This window comes from Shewanella sp. DC2-4 (assembly GCF_013248875.1).
GTDB lineage: Bacteria > Pseudomonadota > Gammaproteobacteria > Enterobacterales > Shewanellaceae > Shewanella > Shewanella oncorhynchi.
Genome location: NZ_JABRVR010000002.1, coordinates 4,242,482 through 4,257,620, shown reverse-complemented (window position 1 = coordinate 4,257,620; position 15,139 = coordinate 4,242,482). Strand labels below are relative to the sequence as shown.

Sequence of the window (15,139 nt, the reverse complement as noted above, 5' to 3'; positions counted from 1 at the left end):
TTAGTGTAATCAAACTTTATCAGTATTGGCTGATCTTTCAGGCGTTTAACATGCATAAAATCACATCTTATTTAATGTTAGATGAACAGGCTAAGGAATTAGTCGATCATGTGAATGGGACAACCATCAGCCTGACTTTTTCCGAAACGGCCTTATTAGTGCTGCTGTTATCATCCACGAATGCCATTTTTACTAAGGAAGAATTGCTGCAGGTCGGCTGGCCTGAAAGGGTGGTTGCTCCTACCTCTTTAACACAATGCATCAGTACCTTACGTAAAAAGCTCGAACCCTATACCGAAGTGCAGCTTAAAACCGTGGCACGCCGCGGTTATCAATTGCATATCTCTGAACAATCCCATGTAAAGATGCTGGCGATCAATGATGCGAATGCAATTCGTGATGCCTTAGTGGGGGTGTCGGTTTGGACTAAAGTTGCTGGTATTGCCCTCTTGTGCGCTATCTTGGCAATCGTTTGGTATGTGAGCGACCATCATGCGGTGGTTAAACAGGTGGCTAAATGGCATGCCGATAAATATATCAGCCTCAATATTGGTGGCACGCTGGGGACGGCACGAACCTTCTATATTGGTGATGAGGATCGTTTACATCCTTCATGGTGGCAAAAACATTTAGCGCCAGAGGGAAATCACATCAATAACCTTAATTACTTCAGTGCGTTTACCTCAACAGATGGCAAAAATTATTCGATGGCGATTTGCCCTGAGCTGGACGCCGATGCCTGCAGTGGTCACGGCATCATCAATGTCACGGCGATAGATGCAAAACCCGCAGGATTAAATATGGCGGAGTTCATTCCGCTGAGCCAAATAATGGAGCAGCGCATTCGCTATAACCGTATTGTCCTCCCTGCGGATGATAAAGGAATGGGTGAGCTACTTGAGCATAATTACCATGCGGATATTTATTTTCCCGTCGCGGGCGAACTCTTAGTTCGTAACGATCTCAGTATGTCTCTGGTCTATGAAGGGCAAAATAAGGGTAAGTTTTATTCAACCTCCTGTATTACAGATCAAGATTGTTTAACGACGCCGATTAAATACACTATCCGCGGTGAGTTTGAGCAGTACCAGACCACAATTGATGACCTTAAAGTCGATGTTTTTCACGTTAAAGTGTTACAAAAAGAACTGACAAAACCGGATGAAGTCAGCCATTCTGCTATGCAGTTCTACCGTGAAATTCGTAAGCATGATATCCGTGATGAAGATTTATTTTATTATCGTGTTTATCAAAATGAGCACACGGCAGTATGGATCATTCCTCAGATGGGACAAGTACTTGCGTGGACTCAGTACACTCAGATCAAATTATAGAGCAGTCATTAGCCAGACTTGATTAAGCCGACATAGTGTCGGCTTTTTTGTGCCTGCAGTTGAGCGCGGTCGTGATGATACTAAGCTGCGTGTTTAAGCGTCTGGCTCAAATTGTTTGCATTAACTTTCTATCATAAAAATTGGCTTTGTTTTACTTCTTCATTCAGTGCCAGTTACACTGCCAAACCTAATCATCACAAGATAAATACAATAATAAAAAAGAGAGGAGTCATTCATGTCGGACCGTCTTATTCCCGTGCTATTACTATCAACTTCAGTACTGGCTGGGCTCACTGCTTGCAGTGATAACACCACAGAAAACACCGTAAAAACCAGCGAAAACGCGCTAAAAAGTCAAGACGTTGCGGCTCAAATGCCGATTGGCATTAATGTCGCGGCTATGACGCCAACGGTAAAACCAGGGGATGATTTTTATACCTACGCCAATGGCGAATGGATGAAAACGACGATGATCCCAGCCGATCGCTCCAGCACTGGCGCTTTCCTCGTTGCCTTTGAAGCAACCGAAAAGCATAAAACCAGTTTGATTGCCGATCTGGTGAAAGCGCAACATACGGCGGGAAGCGACGAAGCGCGTATCGCCGATTTCTACAAGGCTTACACAGATACCGCCGCTATTGATGCCGCAGGAATGAAGCCTGCCGAGGCGGATATTGCCCGTTATGAGGCCATTGCGAGCAAGCAGGATTTATCTGCGGCGTTAGGCGGAAATCTGCGCGCCGATGTCGACCCTCTCAACGCGACTGACTTTTATACCGAAAACCTATTTGGGATCTTCGTCACCCAAGGTTTAGCCACGCCGGGCGAAGTCTTACCTTACTTTTTACAGGGCGGTTTAGGCTTACCTGAGCGTGAATATTACCTGTCTGCCGATCCTAAAATGGTCGACATTCGCACCGCTTACCGCGCTTACATTGAAACCTTGCTCAAAGATGCGGGTGTGAGCGATGCCGCTGTCCGTGCCGATCGTATTTTCGCCCTTGAAAACAAGATTGCCGCAGCCCACGCCAGCCGTGAAGCAAGCGAAGATTTTACTCAGTCTTCGGGTGTATGGAGCCGTGCTGACTTTGATGCCAAAGCACCGGGCATCGATTGGACTGCCTTTCTAGCGGCGGCGCAACTGGGCAATCAGCCTAAATTTGCGGCCTACCATGCAACGGCGATTACGGGACTTTCTGCGCTTGTGGCCTCAGAGCCTTTAGAAGCATGGAAAGATTGGCTCGTGTTCCACCATATCAACAGCCATGCTGATGTGTTGCCATCGGCTATCGACAACGCTTCGTTTGCTTTTAATGGCACTAAGCTTTCTGGCACGCCAGAGCAGCGCAGCCGCGATAAACGTGCCTTAGCAGCACTCGACCAATATTTAGGTGATGCCGTAGGCCATGCCTATGCCGAGCAATATTTCCCTGCTTCGGCCAAAGCAGAAGTCAGCACTATGGTGGATAACATAGTGACCGCCTTCGGTCAGCGAGTGGAAAAACTCGATTGGATGGACCCTTCAACCAAGAAAGAAGCCCTAGCAAAAGTGGCAACGATGGCGGTGGGCGTGGGTTATCCCGACAAATGGCGCAATTACGACAGCTATGCAGTGACTGCGACCAATGCCTACGCCAATGCCATCAATGGCGAAAAAGTGGAGTACAGCCATCAGTTAGCCAAGATTGGCAAACCAATGGATAAAGGCGAGTGGTGGATGACGCCGCAAGTGGTGAATGCGGTGAATTTGCCCGTGCAGAATGCGCTTAACTTCCCAGCGGGTATTTTGCAACCGCCATTCTTCGATGCTAAGGCCGATGCCGCTTACAACTATGGCGCGATTGGCGCTGTGATTGGCCATGAAATCAGCCATAGTTTTGATAACAATGGTGCGGCCTTTGACTCGACTGGTGCTATGCGTAACTGGTGGACGCCCGCTGACTTTGCTCAATTTGATAAGCAAGGCGATGCGTTAGCGCAGCAGTTTGATGCCTATGCGCCTTTCCCTGATTTACACGTGAATGGTAAGTTGACCTTAGGTGAAAACATTGCCGACGTAGCAGGTTTAGCCGCCGCTTATGATGCTTACCACGCCTCGCTTAAAGGCAAAGATGCGCCAGTGATTGGAGGCTTTACGGGTGATCAACGCTTCTTTATCGGCTTTGTGCAAACCTGGGCCACTAAGATGCGTGACGAAGCCCTGCGTGCTCGGGTGGCAACCGATGGACATGCCCCCGGCATGTATCGCGCGCTGACCGTGCGTAACTTAGATGCTTGGTATACTGCATTCGATGTTAAGCCTAGCGACAAGCTGTATTTAGCCCCTGAAGATCGCGTTAAGATCTGGTAAGTTTACTGGGTTGATTTGAAAGGAAGGGGAACACTAACGTTCCCCTTTTTATTAACGATTTTGCAGTCGGTTGTAATCCAGCCACCCACTTTCTATCGGGTGATTGTCGAAAAAGATCTGATTGAGTTTGTCACTAAAGGCCCAAAACTTCGGATCAGTACGGCGTACACCCACCATATCTAACAGTGCTTCATAGTCTTTTTCAGTTTGCATTTTCTCTATTGTCGCCACGACGTTAGGCAAGTCTTGTTCTTTCACTCGCCAAAATGCCTCAGGATAACTACCCAATAAGCCATGCACTAAAGTGACATCATCTTTAGCGGGTTCGCGGTTACTCGCCTCATTAAACAGGCTCGAAATATTCCGATGGGCGCTATTGCGAACTAAGGTAAATATCTCAGCTTTACCCGCTTTTTCAGGTTCGACCATGATCATGGTTAGTTCAGGTAACAGGGTCGCTTGTGTGCCTTTTAATCGATCTAATGTGTGTAAAAGTGCTTTGCTATGTATTTGCAAGCTGCTGTTTTCTATGTAATATCGATTGGGTTGAACCTTAGCAACCTTCTGTCCGAGTTTTTGATACAGCTCGCCCTTTAGATCGTCGCTAAAGTAGAGTACGCCCGTAGGCTGATGAAAGGTGTTGATATCCCCTGCGATAAAGGCCGTGAGCTGAGTACCTGCCCCTTGATACCAATCACTCAACTGCTTGCGTCTTTCCTCCTGCGGCAATAGGGTCAGGAAATTCGATTCCCCCTCCATCCGTAAAAAATCCATGTATAAGCGAGTTAATAGCTGGTGGCCGTAGTTACCATAAACATCGAAACCCGCGACCAATAAATAGTGGATACGCTCCAGCAAGGCATAATCGATAATCCAAGCCGTTTTGGGCGGTTCGCCGACTAAGCCTTTGACCACTGTGGCATTGTCGAAGTGGCGTAGCACTGTCAGGCTGGCATTATCATTGGTGTCGTCGCCATCCCAGAGTCCGTCGATAGTGAGGTGCTGGCCGTTTTTGAATTTCTCGTTCAAGAACTGATTACGCGCCCGCATATATTTGCCTTGTTTGGCGGCATATTTCACCCAAGTTACGGCGAGTGCAGTGCTTTCTTCCTCCGCTGGCATACGTAGGTTTTCAAGTTGGGAATGGTAAAAGGCGCTAAAGTCAGTGTCGTCCATATAATCTGGAGTCACAAAGTACACCCAGAATCTATCGTTAATGACATTGAGCGCCACCTGACCACGGCACACTGGGCCTTTGATAAAGCCCATAATGGTATCTTGGGCGCGGGTCAGCATAAATCGATAGCGCGCACTGGCAGGAATTTGAATAAAAGCTTCAAAGGGATTGGCCGCAACGCTCGGCTTGTAGCTCGGCAGTTGAGTGACTGAGTAATCCGCATCGATAAACCATTGTTGCCAGTTATCCAGCAAGCCGGTATTCAAAGCGTAGGGGATATGGGTTTTATCGACTATGGTTGCCCGATAAGGCCGAAAGCGGTAATAGACTCGCTCCACCTTAGGATCATCGAAGGGACGACGGGAGGCGATAATATCCAGCGCTTGCCCCGGCGGCGTCCGAGAACGCACTAACTCGAAGAATAAAGGCTGGGTGTTCGGCTGATTCAAAGACTCAAAATATAAATGGAAGGCAAACAAATGCTCGTAGATGTAGCGTGCACTTAATTGGCTTTTTAAACTGTCGCCGTTTAAAAACTTCTCCCAGAGGGTTATTTCTGCAATAAATTCAGGTGTAAGCGCTTGTGCAAACGGCAGTGGCGCACCTTGCTCGAGCCAGTGCATCAACACTTGATGTTCATTCGCATTCAGTGCTGGCAAGCCATAAGGCATACCTGCAAGGGGCTGGCTTTGCTCGTATTTGTCCATTTCCTCTAGGCTGGCGCATTGCTGAACTCTGTCTAGGCTGAAATCAAAACGCTTATCTAAAATCTTGTCTTCGGGCAGGGGATGCATTTGCTTAAGCGTGAGCATTCTGGCTAATACCGAGGCTTGGGTATTGGCTTCTGGGGTTTGATCGCGCTCGTTTAGCATGGGGTAAAACCCGCGTTGACGCCAAGCTTCTGGGGTAAAGGCATCGACAAGTAAGCGATTAGGTGTGGCAGCGACTAAGCGTGTGCCTTGGTAAACCTTTTCCTTACTTGCCCCACGCTCTATACCTTCGCTTGAGGTCATTTTTAACTGACAGGGGGCATCGTAACAGGCATGACATACCACGCAGCGGCTATTGAGAATAGGCTCAACTTGTGTGTGCACAAACTCGGCTTGTTGAATAAATTGGTCGTTCAGCTGTGCATTTTCGACACGTTTTTGCGGTGAGCTAGTGCCAAACAGAGCATTAAAATCGATTTGCGCTACGCTGGCACAACCCGTCGCTAACAGCACTGTGACCAACAACAACCTCTTCCATCCCCCTTTTATCGCGCCCATTCACCGCTCCTTCATTTGCCGCATGCTATTTAGCAGAGTTAGGCTTTTTAGCCCACTGATAAGTATTACTTTAGCAGAAGAGTGTGTTGGATTTGAAATTTGCAGCCAGATGTTGTTCAAGGAGCTGACTTAAGCTGCCCTACAGACTTTTGGTCGCTGCTCGAAACTTGGGTAAGATAGCGGCTATAAAAGCGTACCTGTGATGGCTGTATTAATTGCTCCAGTATTGTTGTGGCAATAACAAAAGGATGAAGTATGACTGCTGATAACCGCTATTTTTACGAACCGAGCAAAGGCCATGGCCTTGCACACGATCCTTTAAATGCGATTGTGGGGCCTCGACCGATCGGCTGGATTTCATCACGGAATGCCGAGGGGCAACGCAATCTCGCACCTTACAGCTTTTTCAATTGTTTCAACTACAAACCGCCCATCATCGGCTTTGCCAGCACAGGCTGGAAAGACAGTGTCGCCAATATCGTCGAAACAGGGGAGTTTGTGTGGAACCTCACCACTCGCGGCTTAGCCGAGCAGATGAATCAAACCTCCGCCATGCTGCCACGCGGTCAAGATGAGTTTAGTTTTGCCGGACTCACGGCTAAAGCTGGCACCATTGTTAAGGCCGATTTAGTGGCTGAAAGCCCAGTGAATTTTGAATGTAAGTTGTCCCAATGCATCCAGTTAACTGCCGCTAATGGCGACAAGATCGATACTTGGTTAGTGTTAGGAGAAGTGGTGGCCGTGCATATTGCCAAGCATTTACTCAATGCCGAGGGGATTTATCAAACCGCACTCGCCGAGCCCGTATTACGTGCCGGCGGCCCATCGGCCTATTATGGGATCTGTGAAGATCTGCGTTTCGATCTACATAGACCACAAGTGTAGGGGGTTGCTCAGGTGCCGCAGGGCTTTGATTTTTTAAACTTCGTTTGAGTTTTGGGCATTAGTTTAACTGTTAACTTTTTAAATCTAAGTCAAAGTCGTGGGGCTTCACCCCACACCCGACCAAGGAGGACTGCTCGTCCTATCCTCCTTGGATTCTCCAAGACGCCCCTAACGGAGTTGAAAGCCCCTTGTGCTCATTGACAAATTTGCTATCGCTTCCGAAGGATGCATCCCTGCACCTGCGAAAGCTAGCTCGCCATCCATGTCGAGACTCACGCAATTTGTCTATTCGCCCTGCGGCAACTCCGAGGGTATGGTGTATCCCTTAAGTTTTAATGTTGTTAGTTAGCCCTGAAAGCCAAATAATTGTAAGTGTCTCAATTCTCCGCTGGGCTGAGACGCCGGATATATGTTGCAAAACCACCAATCATTAATAATCGATACTCTGTTGTAAAAGGTGATATATCAATTTAGCGTGAATGTAGTTTGAAAAGGAAAGTAGATTGGCCTTCTAAACCCGAAGTGACCATATATTCCTCATATTTTATTGATTTTCATGACTTTTTATTGTTGCGATCAAAGTTTTATTATTCATTACAGTCTTAAGGTGTTCGACCCACGTTTTTGTATAAAGATAATGATCAAAACCCTCTACGTAGCCTGCATATTCACCTTTAAAAGAGACCTCAATGCTCTGCGGTCTAGCCGTGAAGTATTTCCAACACTTTGTGTGCATTGCCATATTGAACTCAGAGAAATGGTCATTTAAAAGAGCGACCACCTTGCCTGGTTTTAACTTATATGGAGACTCAACTCCCTTAATAAAAGCTATACCACGTTCATAATTCATGAGCTGCTCAGCACTCAGTTTTTCTACATTAACAAACTCAATAGTCAAATCAGAGCTTTTTGCATGATTGCCTACTTTGGGGACCAAAAATGCTCTTAATCGGAAGTGTTGACTTTGAAACACATCTTCATCGAGGTCTTTTCTAAAAGTTTCCATGTATTCCCGAACAACACGGTAGTTTTCTCTTTGTAGCTGCTTCATTGCATCAATTTGAGCCTGCTCAGAAATTCTGGTTAACTGCATTGCAATGGCTAGATTTGCGCATAGCGTGTGCGTGTCTCCAAATTCCTTAATCAGAAGGTTCTCAAAATTAGAAAGAGCTGATTGGCATTCTCCTGCAACAGCAAGGTCCAAAGCAGGAAGACTTCGGTGTTCTATTCTGTTTCTTAGCCCAATCAAAAATTCAATATTAGCTACCTCAGCCGCTCCAGTATTTTGCCAGTAATACCGACAACATTTTGATAATTCCCAAGCTTTCGTATCCCCATCAATCATGACTGGATTACCAGAACCATCAAGATACCTATAATCCACCCCTTTTTTCTCGAAAATTGCGTGAAACAAGGAAGTGTAAGCAATCACAACATTCACTATAAACCCATAGGTTTTATAGTGAGTAAAAGGATTGTTATAGGTTGATACTGCTAGCAAGGCAAATTCCTTTGCTTTCTCAAGCAAAATACCTCGTGAAGATAGATCTGTAGTTTGTTGCAATTTTTGGCTGTGAACGGCCCTGAACTCTTCCAAACTCATGTAGGCAAAGCCCGAGCTGGAATAATCCATACCAATCTTCTCCACATACTGATGCCAACGCTTTGTTGGGTATGTTCTGCACGTTTCAACTGTCCAGTCTGTAGCTTCAGCAAGCTCTTTTATCGTGAAAGTTTCACCTGATCGTTCCTTACTAACAAGAAAGCTGAAAGCTCTGTCTACTTTTTGATATTTGCTGGTATGTGCTTTTGGCTGTACAAGTTGTTGCTCAGGCAGGTTAGAGATAAGCTCCAGAATTACTTCCAACGTAGCACTCGCCATTTGGTATTTTTGATAAAACGCTTTCTTAGTTCCGCACTCATCCAAAGCCGATTGAAGTTCAATTCGGGCTTTATTTTTACCTGCTAATTGCACCCAGTGTTCGATAGCGACATTTCTAGCCTTTCCAGAAAACTGACCTCCAGGCTTATAGTTACTGTTAATTTTTAAAATAGCTTCGGAGAATGACCAATCCTTATTTATTTGCATTATCTGATTCCTTTCTTAGTAGCTAGAGATTATTAACTAATCTGAACTAATGGCCCTCCTCGTGATCGATTTTTTTGACCACGAGAGCCCCATTACACTGGAGATCTTATGCATAAGTTAGTGGAAGCATTTTTCGATGTCGATGATTTTTTTGCTGTTTTCACACTCGAATAGTGATTTATAATGGGCGGCTAGATTTTCTATCTAAGGAGAGGTAAGTGCCCTTTGATTTATCGGAAGAACAACTAGTCCTAACTGAACTAGAGTTGGGTGCAACATTGCCACACGAATATCGTGAAGCAATGAAATTGGATAATGGTGGCGAGGCTGCTACGGCAGATGATGATTGGGAGTTGTACCCGATTAAAGATACTTCCGATAGAAAACGAATTTCCCGCACTTGTCATCACATCCTTTATGAAACTAGTTCCTGCAAAGGGTTCGGTCATTTCCCTGAGAATGCCATCACAATTGCGGGCAATGGGTTAGGTGACCAAATGGTTTTTATAAAAGAGTCAGGCAGGTTTTTGGACACGGTTTATTTGTGGCTTCATGAAACTGGCGAGCTTCAACAATTAGCCGCTTCTTTTAATGGAATTAAAAAGCTATAAATAGTGATAACAGTATGATTAAAATTAAATTTTTAACTCGTTAGCTACAGATAATACCTATCACCTGCGAAGTTGCTGAAGGGGTTGAAGAAAATCGCGTGAGCGATTTTCGAATAAGCACGAAGCCAGTCACTAATGCATGTAACTTCGCTAGGGTGAATGCTGCGCAGCAGCGTTATGAACGAGAGTCATGGATGACGAACTGGCAGTTAGATATGGAAGTTGTTCGTCTTGGAGAATCCAAGGGCGAAGGCCTACGGCCGCTTTGAGCGCGAGATATGGATATCGAGCTGGCTATTTAACATGGACGTTTTTGATAGGACGAGCAGTCCTCATTGGTCGGGTATGGGGTGAGTGACAATTGTCTAACGGTGAGCTGAGCGGCAACAGCGATCTTATCCACACGCCTCAGTGCTTCGACTCTAAATTCAGCGATTTTCTATGTCGCCATGATTCACCTTGCTAAGTGATTTAACTCACTTAGCAAGGTGTCTAAAGGTGTTGCTAGGTCTCAAATCGTCTACTGGTCAAATCCGTTGCGATTCTGACTGCTGAGATTATGCTAACTCAGGCACTGCAGAACCACTTCGTTCAACCCTACAAGCTCCAAAGTGAATAACCTGATATTCTGCTCCAGATTTTTTGATCGCTTCAAAAATATCAGAGAGATGTCGTTTATGCTTTTTATCCGTGACCAATGCAATATCAACATCTGGACTATATTTTCCATTTTGATGTTGCTGTATTAAGGCATGAGTATTTTCATGATGGTATAAGGCATAATCTTTCACTCTCCCGCCCTCAGTGACGCCATCTTTCTTATAAGTCGCCAAGTTCAGCATGTCATCTCTAATACTCTCAACCGACTTATTTCGACTATTCGCTAAGAGAACTAAATCGCTTTCACTGAGCCCTAGATGGGGCTCTAATCCTTTAAGCGCATCATTTGGTCGTTTATTCACTTCTGAAAGTACACTCGGCCCTTTAGTGAAGTTTTTATCCTCAGTATAGAAATCTATACGTAATCCAGTGGGTACATGTGTCCATCCATCACCGACCTGGCGGCGAAAGGCGGTTGACTTATTCTCAAGCTCTTTCCATCCGCCGTGAGTCAAAATAACTAATTGTTTAGCATGACCTGTTTGGCTTATCGCTATGCCATTATGATTGAAGACCCTTGGTGATATTTGTGCTGCTACATTTGGGATATTCCGAACACTTTTTACATTTTTGGAAAAATCATTTTCGCTTTTCCCTACAGTGCCAAATATTGATTGAGTGGAAGCTATGGGAATAATGGGTGATAAAATTGATTTTGGCATACAGACCTAAAAAGTTGAACTATAAGAGTTGGCATTCTTATCTTATATATCATTAATATCACTAGAAAATTTCCGAAGTATTCTGTAAAAATATTCCGTTAGTTCTTTTTACACTGAAAGAGATAAAAGAATAGAGACACCTAATCTTAATGGCGCGTAGTCAACTTCTGGCTATGTGATTCTCCGTGATGAGGATGCCGGGTTTATGAAAGCACCGGGATTACATTGGCAAGATGATCTTAGTCTTATAGTCACTAGACCGATAAGAGCGGACTGATAAGTGGTGAGCTGGCATTTAGCTTCTTCTGTCACGAGTGTTCTTCTCCTGAGGTTGAAGTCGTGATGATTGAAAGCCAGATTAATCTAAACTATAGGGTATGTGGGCTGTGAAGAGATTCACAGCTGATGTAGTTTACATCTTTACTATCTGTTAGTAATTTGATGACCCGCCCATTGTTAAACTTTCAGCAATCATGGCAGTAAAAAAGACTTTCAGGTTTCTGAGGAGTTTAAGGAGATTAAGCACTGGCATGTAAGTGACCGTTGGCGGCATGGATGCCGCCGTCGAGCCTATAGGGATATATTTACGGCGAGTCACTGGAATGACAGTGCTTAATAATTACATTATTCGCTGACTTGAAAATTTCTAGATCTTTAGAACACACCAATAAGTGAAATACGGCGTAATGTAAAAACAAAACCCCAGTAAAAACTGGGGTTTATTATTTAAGCCTTAGCTGGTAAAGGTTAGCCAGCTAAGCTAACCAATTATCGCGTTATTTGATAAACGCGAACGCATCACCGTAGAGATGTGCTTCTTCTACACCAATCTCGCGGAAGATTTCCCGTGCTGCACCCACCATGTCGAAACGGCCGGCGATATAGATGTCGTAGCCATTTAGGCTGACAAAATCTTGTTTGATTTGCGCTAACAGATTGGCGGTTTTGCCTTGCCAATTTGCGGGAGCTTCTTCGATGACTGGGACGAAGTGTAACCAAGGGTGAGCGTCGTGCCACTCGCGGGCGATGGTTTCAAAATACATGGCATCTTGGGTGCGACAACCCCAATACAGCATAGTTTCAACCTGTTGGCCGAGGGCGATTTGGTGCTCGATGATACTTTTAATGTAAGAGAAACCTGTGCCGCCGGCGATTAACAGGCGAGGGCGTTGGCTTTCGTGACGCAGGTGGGCTTCGCCGCCTGGGGCTTCGATGTCGATAGTGCTGCCATCAATGGCGCAGGCTTTCAGGCGCTCGACCACTTGCATTGGGTAGCTTTCGCTGACGGCTGCGCCAATGTGTAATTCGATCAGCTCGGCGTTTGGCGCTGATGCGATAGAGAAGGGGCGTTTATCTTTTTCACCCATGACAACACATAAGTATTGCCCCGCTTGGAAATCGAAGGCGGTTTCAGGCCTTAACAATACTTGATATACGGCATCGTTAAATGGGTTAACTTTCTCTATCTTACAACGTATGGTTTTCATCAAACTTCCTTTGCACCTTTCTTCAACAGTATGTGTCTAGGTGTCGCTTTAGAGGCCTGTTATTGGCCTATTCTCTTGGCTTAAGCCGATACTTGAGTAATGGCTTAAGCTGAATTATAGGGTTGGGCTGTCGTCTATGCCTAACTCATCCCAGATTGAGTCGATCTTTTGTTTTACTTTTGGATCCATCACGATTGGCGTGCCCCATTCGCGGTTGGTTTCACCTTCCCACTTATTGGTGGCATCGAGTCCCATTTTTGAGCCTAAGCCCGCAACGGGTGAAGCAAAATCGAGGTAGTCGATCGGGGTGTTTTCGATCATCACAGTATCGCGTTTAGGGTCCATGCGGGTGGTGATCGCCCAGATCACATCCTGCCAGTCACGGCAGTTCACATCTTCATCCACTATGACAATAAACTTAGTGTACATAAATTGGCGCAGGAAAGACCAAGCGCCCATCATCACCCGTTTGGCGTGTCCCGGATATTGTTTGCGAATCGAGATCACTGCCATGCGGTACGAACAACCCTCAGGCGGCAGATAAAAATCAACGATCTCAGGATATTGCTTACGCAAAATCGGCACAAACACTTCGTTTAATGCGACCCCCAGCATGGCGGGCTCATCCGGTGGACGGCCAGTGTAAGTGCTGTGGTAGATGGCATCTTTACGCTGAGTGATGTGAGTAACGGTAAATACTGGAAACTTATCGGTTTCGTTGTAGTAACCCGTGTGATCGCCGTAGGGGCCTTCTTCCGCCAGTTCCTCAGGATCGATATAGCCTTCGAGGATGATTTCACTGGTGGCGGGCACTTCTAAGTCACAGCTTAATGCCTTACAGACTTCGGTACGTTCACCGCGCAGTAAACCGGCAAAAGCGTATTCGCTCATGGAATCGGGGACTGGGGTGACGGCACCTAAAATGGTCACAGGATCGGCGCCGAGTGCGACCACAACCGGATAACGCTCACCGGGGAATTGTTGTTTAAAATCAGCAAAATCTAACGCGCCGCCACGGTGGGATAACCAGCGCATAATCAGCTTGTTTTTACCCAGTAATTGTTGGCGATAAATGCCTAAATTCTGACGACTCTTGCGCGGGCCTTTGGTGATGGTTAAGCCCCAGGTCACTAGTGGCGCGACATCGCCAGGCCAGCAATGCTGAATAGGCAATTGGGTTAAGTCGACCTCATCGCCGGTTTTGATGATTTGTTGGCAAGGCGGATTACGCACTGTCTTTGGCGGCATATTCAAGGCTTGCTTGAACATAGGGATCTTAGCGATCGCGTCTTTAAAACCGCGTGGTGGCTCAGGTTCCTTTAAAAAGGCTAACAGTTCGCCCACTTCGCGCAGGGCTAATGGGTCGTCTTTGCCGAGTGCCATGGCCACACGTTTTGGCGTACCGAACAGGTTTACCAACACGGGCATGTGATGATTTTTGGGATTTTCAAATAATAGCGCAGGGCCTTGAGCGCGTAATACGCGATCGGCGATCTCTGTCATTTCTAAATGAGGATCAACTGGGTAGCTAATGCGTTTGAGTTCGCCATTGGCTTCTAAGTGATCAATAAAGCTGCGTAAATCCTTAAAACTCATGTGGAAATAGCCTCTGCAGTGAAAATCCATGTGGCGCGCACTATAGCATTTTTCTGTTTTAGGGTTAACCAATTCAGTGATCTTCAAGCTTAGGAAGCGTAAAATGGTTACCAGTAAGTCGCGATAGATCTCGCTTACGCCCTTTATTTCGAGGTTTATATGAATATTCCTGTATGGTTTGCTCAAGAAAAGTGTGTTCAAAGTCAATCACATGGCGCGCATAAGCGGTCGCTAAAGTGCTTGGTTTTATCGCTTGCCGTGGGGATCTCACTTTTGGGGGCGCTCAGTGTGCCGACTGTGGCGGTGGCCGGAAATAGAGGCTATTCGGATCAAGACGAACGCCACGGTCATCGTGATAGCTACAGTCGTGGCGACAGTCATTACAACAATCGTCATGACAATTATTACGACAACCGCCATGTGCGTAAAGATAATCGCCATTATCGTCCCTATTATCGACCTTATTACCCTTGGGGTTTAGGACTGGGTTTAGGGCTCGCTACGGGGTGGGGATCGGGTTGGAATGTCGGTTACGGTGTGAACACCCATTGGAACAATGATTGGGGTTGGAATACGTCGCGTGATGCCTACGCTCGAAATTACTGGAACTCGCCCTATTCGGGCATAGGTTTGTCGATTCCTATGCGCTACGACGATGAACCTGTGGCCATTTCTGCACCTGTACGGGTAACAACCAGTATGCAGTATTCTGCGAGTGAAGGCCGTATGGTGTCGAGTATGCCTGTAAATATGGCCGGACAATCGACTGGGCAACTGGTGTCGAAAACTAGTAACGGCACAGGCAAAACAGCTGCGACTCCGCGTCCACGCGCACCGCACAGTGTGTCTAGCTTGCCGAGCAATGCTAGGGTTGTGCAGCAGGATGGTCGTACACTTTACGAGTGGCAAGGCACGCTTTATGCCTACGACTGGAACAGTCAAACCTATCAAGAACAGTTAGTCAGATAGATTTACATTACGTAAATGACTGAGAAATTGGAGCCCCTTAGTGGGCTCCAA

10 protein-coding genes are annotated in these 15,139 nt (G+C 46.1%); 5 read left to right on the top strand and 5 right to left on the bottom strand.

Annotation, left to right across the window (positions count from 1 at the left end; genetic code table 11):
- The first annotated feature begins 50 nt into the window (after window positions 1–50).
- A complete protein-coding gene (locus tag HQQ92_RS19340) occupies window positions 51–1,334 on the top strand; it encodes a winged helix-turn-helix domain-containing protein (protein WP_105250343.1) in 1,284 nt (427 codons plus the stop codon).
- A gap of 235 nt (window positions 1,335–1,569) precedes the next feature.
- Window positions 1,570–3,684: a M13 family metallopeptidase gene (locus HQQ92_RS19335; protein ID WP_173247772.1), complete on the top strand. Its 2,115-nt coding sequence runs from the start codon at window positions 1,570–1,572 to the stop codon at window positions 3,682–3,684.
- A gap of 51 nt (window positions 3,685–3,735) precedes the next feature.
- On the opposite strand, the gene HQQ92_RS19330 is transcribed toward HQQ92_RS19335, so the two are convergent.
- Complete coding sequence (locus HQQ92_RS19330; RefSeq protein ID WP_173247769.1) at window positions 3,736–6,129, bottom strand: fatty acid cis/trans isomerase; 2,394 nt, start codon at window positions 6,127–6,129, stop codon at window positions 3,736–3,738.
- Window positions 6,130–6,384: 255 nt separating this feature from the next.
- Between HQQ92_RS19330 and HQQ92_RS19325 the strand changes: the two genes are divergently transcribed.
- Window positions 6,385–7,014, top strand: coding sequence for a flavin reductase family protein (locus HQQ92_RS19325; RefSeq protein ID WP_012588671.1), 630 nt, complete (start codon window positions 6,385–6,387; stop codon window positions 7,012–7,014).
- Between the two features lie 544 nt (window positions 7,015–7,558).
- Here HQQ92_RS19325 and HQQ92_RS19320 read toward each other — a convergent pair.
- Complete coding sequence (locus HQQ92_RS19320; RefSeq protein WP_251071120.1) at window positions 7,559–9,103, bottom strand: DUF3644 domain-containing protein; 1,545 nt, start codon at window positions 9,101–9,103, stop codon at window positions 7,559–7,561.
- A gap of 218 nt (window positions 9,104–9,321) precedes the next feature.
- On the opposite strand from HQQ92_RS19320, the gene HQQ92_RS19315 reads away from it, so the two are divergent.
- Window positions 9,322–9,714 (top strand): SMI1/KNR4 family protein, encoded by a 393-nt coding sequence (locus HQQ92_RS19315; RefSeq protein WP_173247766.1) that lies wholly within the window; start codon window positions 9,322–9,324, stop codon window positions 9,712–9,714.
- Window positions 9,715–10,271: 557 nt separating this feature from the next.
- On the opposite strand, the gene HQQ92_RS19310 is transcribed toward HQQ92_RS19315, so the two are convergent.
- The 3 genes from HQQ92_RS19310 to ubiD all read right to left on the bottom strand — a co-directional run bounded on the left by HQQ92_RS19310 (window position 10,272) and on the right by ubiD (window position 14,119).
- The gene (locus tag HQQ92_RS19310) at window positions 10,272–11,036 is read right to left on the bottom strand and encodes a putative adhesin (RefSeq protein WP_173247763.1); all 765 of its coding nucleotides are present in this window, start codon (window positions 11,034–11,036) and stop codon (window positions 10,272–10,274) included.
- Between the two features lie 776 nt (window positions 11,037–11,812).
- The gene (gene fre, locus HQQ92_RS19305) at window positions 11,813–12,523 is read right to left on the bottom strand and encodes an NAD(P)H-flavin reductase (RefSeq protein WP_173247760.1); all 711 of its coding nucleotides are present in this window, start codon (window positions 12,521–12,523) and stop codon (window positions 11,813–11,815) included.
- Between the two features lie 114 nt (window positions 12,524–12,637).
- On the bottom strand, window positions 12,638–14,119 hold the full coding sequence (gene ubiD / locus HQQ92_RS19300) for a 4-hydroxy-3-polyprenylbenzoate decarboxylase (protein ID WP_173247757.1): 1,482 nt from the start codon (window positions 14,117–14,119) through the stop codon (window positions 12,638–12,640).
- Window positions 14,120–14,278: 159 nt separating this feature from the next.
- On the opposite strand from ubiD, the gene HQQ92_RS19295 reads away from it, so the two are divergent.
- Window positions 14,279–15,088 (top strand): hypothetical protein, encoded by an 810-nt coding sequence (locus HQQ92_RS19295; RefSeq protein ID WP_173247754.1) that lies wholly within the window; start codon window positions 14,279–14,281, stop codon window positions 15,086–15,088.
- Window positions 15,089–15,139: the final 51 nt, after the last annotated feature.

Bases quoted from the DNA above. Each gene is read 5' to 3' on its own strand.
- HQQ92_RS19340 (WP_105250343.1), top strand. From the start codon at position 51: ATGCATAAAATCACATCTTATTTAATGTTAGATGAACAGGCTAAGGAA.
- HQQ92_RS19335 (WP_173247772.1), top strand. From the start codon at position 1,570: ATGTCGGACCGTCTTATTCCCGTGCTATTACTATCAACTTCAGTACTG.
- HQQ92_RS19330 (WP_173247769.1), bottom strand. From the start codon at position 6,129: ATGGGCGCGATAAAAGGGGGATGGAAGAGGTTGTTGTTGGTCACAGTG.
- HQQ92_RS19325 (WP_012588671.1), top strand. From the start codon at position 6,385: ATGACTGCTGATAACCGCTATTTTTACGAACCGAGCAAAGGCCATGGC.
- HQQ92_RS19320 (WP_251071120.1), bottom strand. From the start codon at position 9,103: ATGCAAATAAATAAGGATTGGTCATTCTCCGAAGCTATTTTAAAAATT.
- HQQ92_RS19310 (WP_173247763.1), bottom strand. From the start codon at position 11,036: ATGCCAAAATCAATTTTATCACCCATTATTCCCATAGCTTCCACTCAA.
- fre (WP_173247760.1), bottom strand. From the start codon at position 12,523: ATGAAAACCATACGTTGTAAGATAGAGAAAGTTAACCCATTTAACGAT.
- ubiD (WP_173247757.1), bottom strand. From the start codon at position 14,119: ATGAGTTTTAAGGATTTACGCAGCTTTATTGATCACTTAGAAGCCAAT.
- HQQ92_RS19295 (WP_173247754.1), top strand. From the start codon at position 14,279: ATGAATATTCCTGTATGGTTTGCTCAAGAAAAGTGTGTTCAAAGTCAA.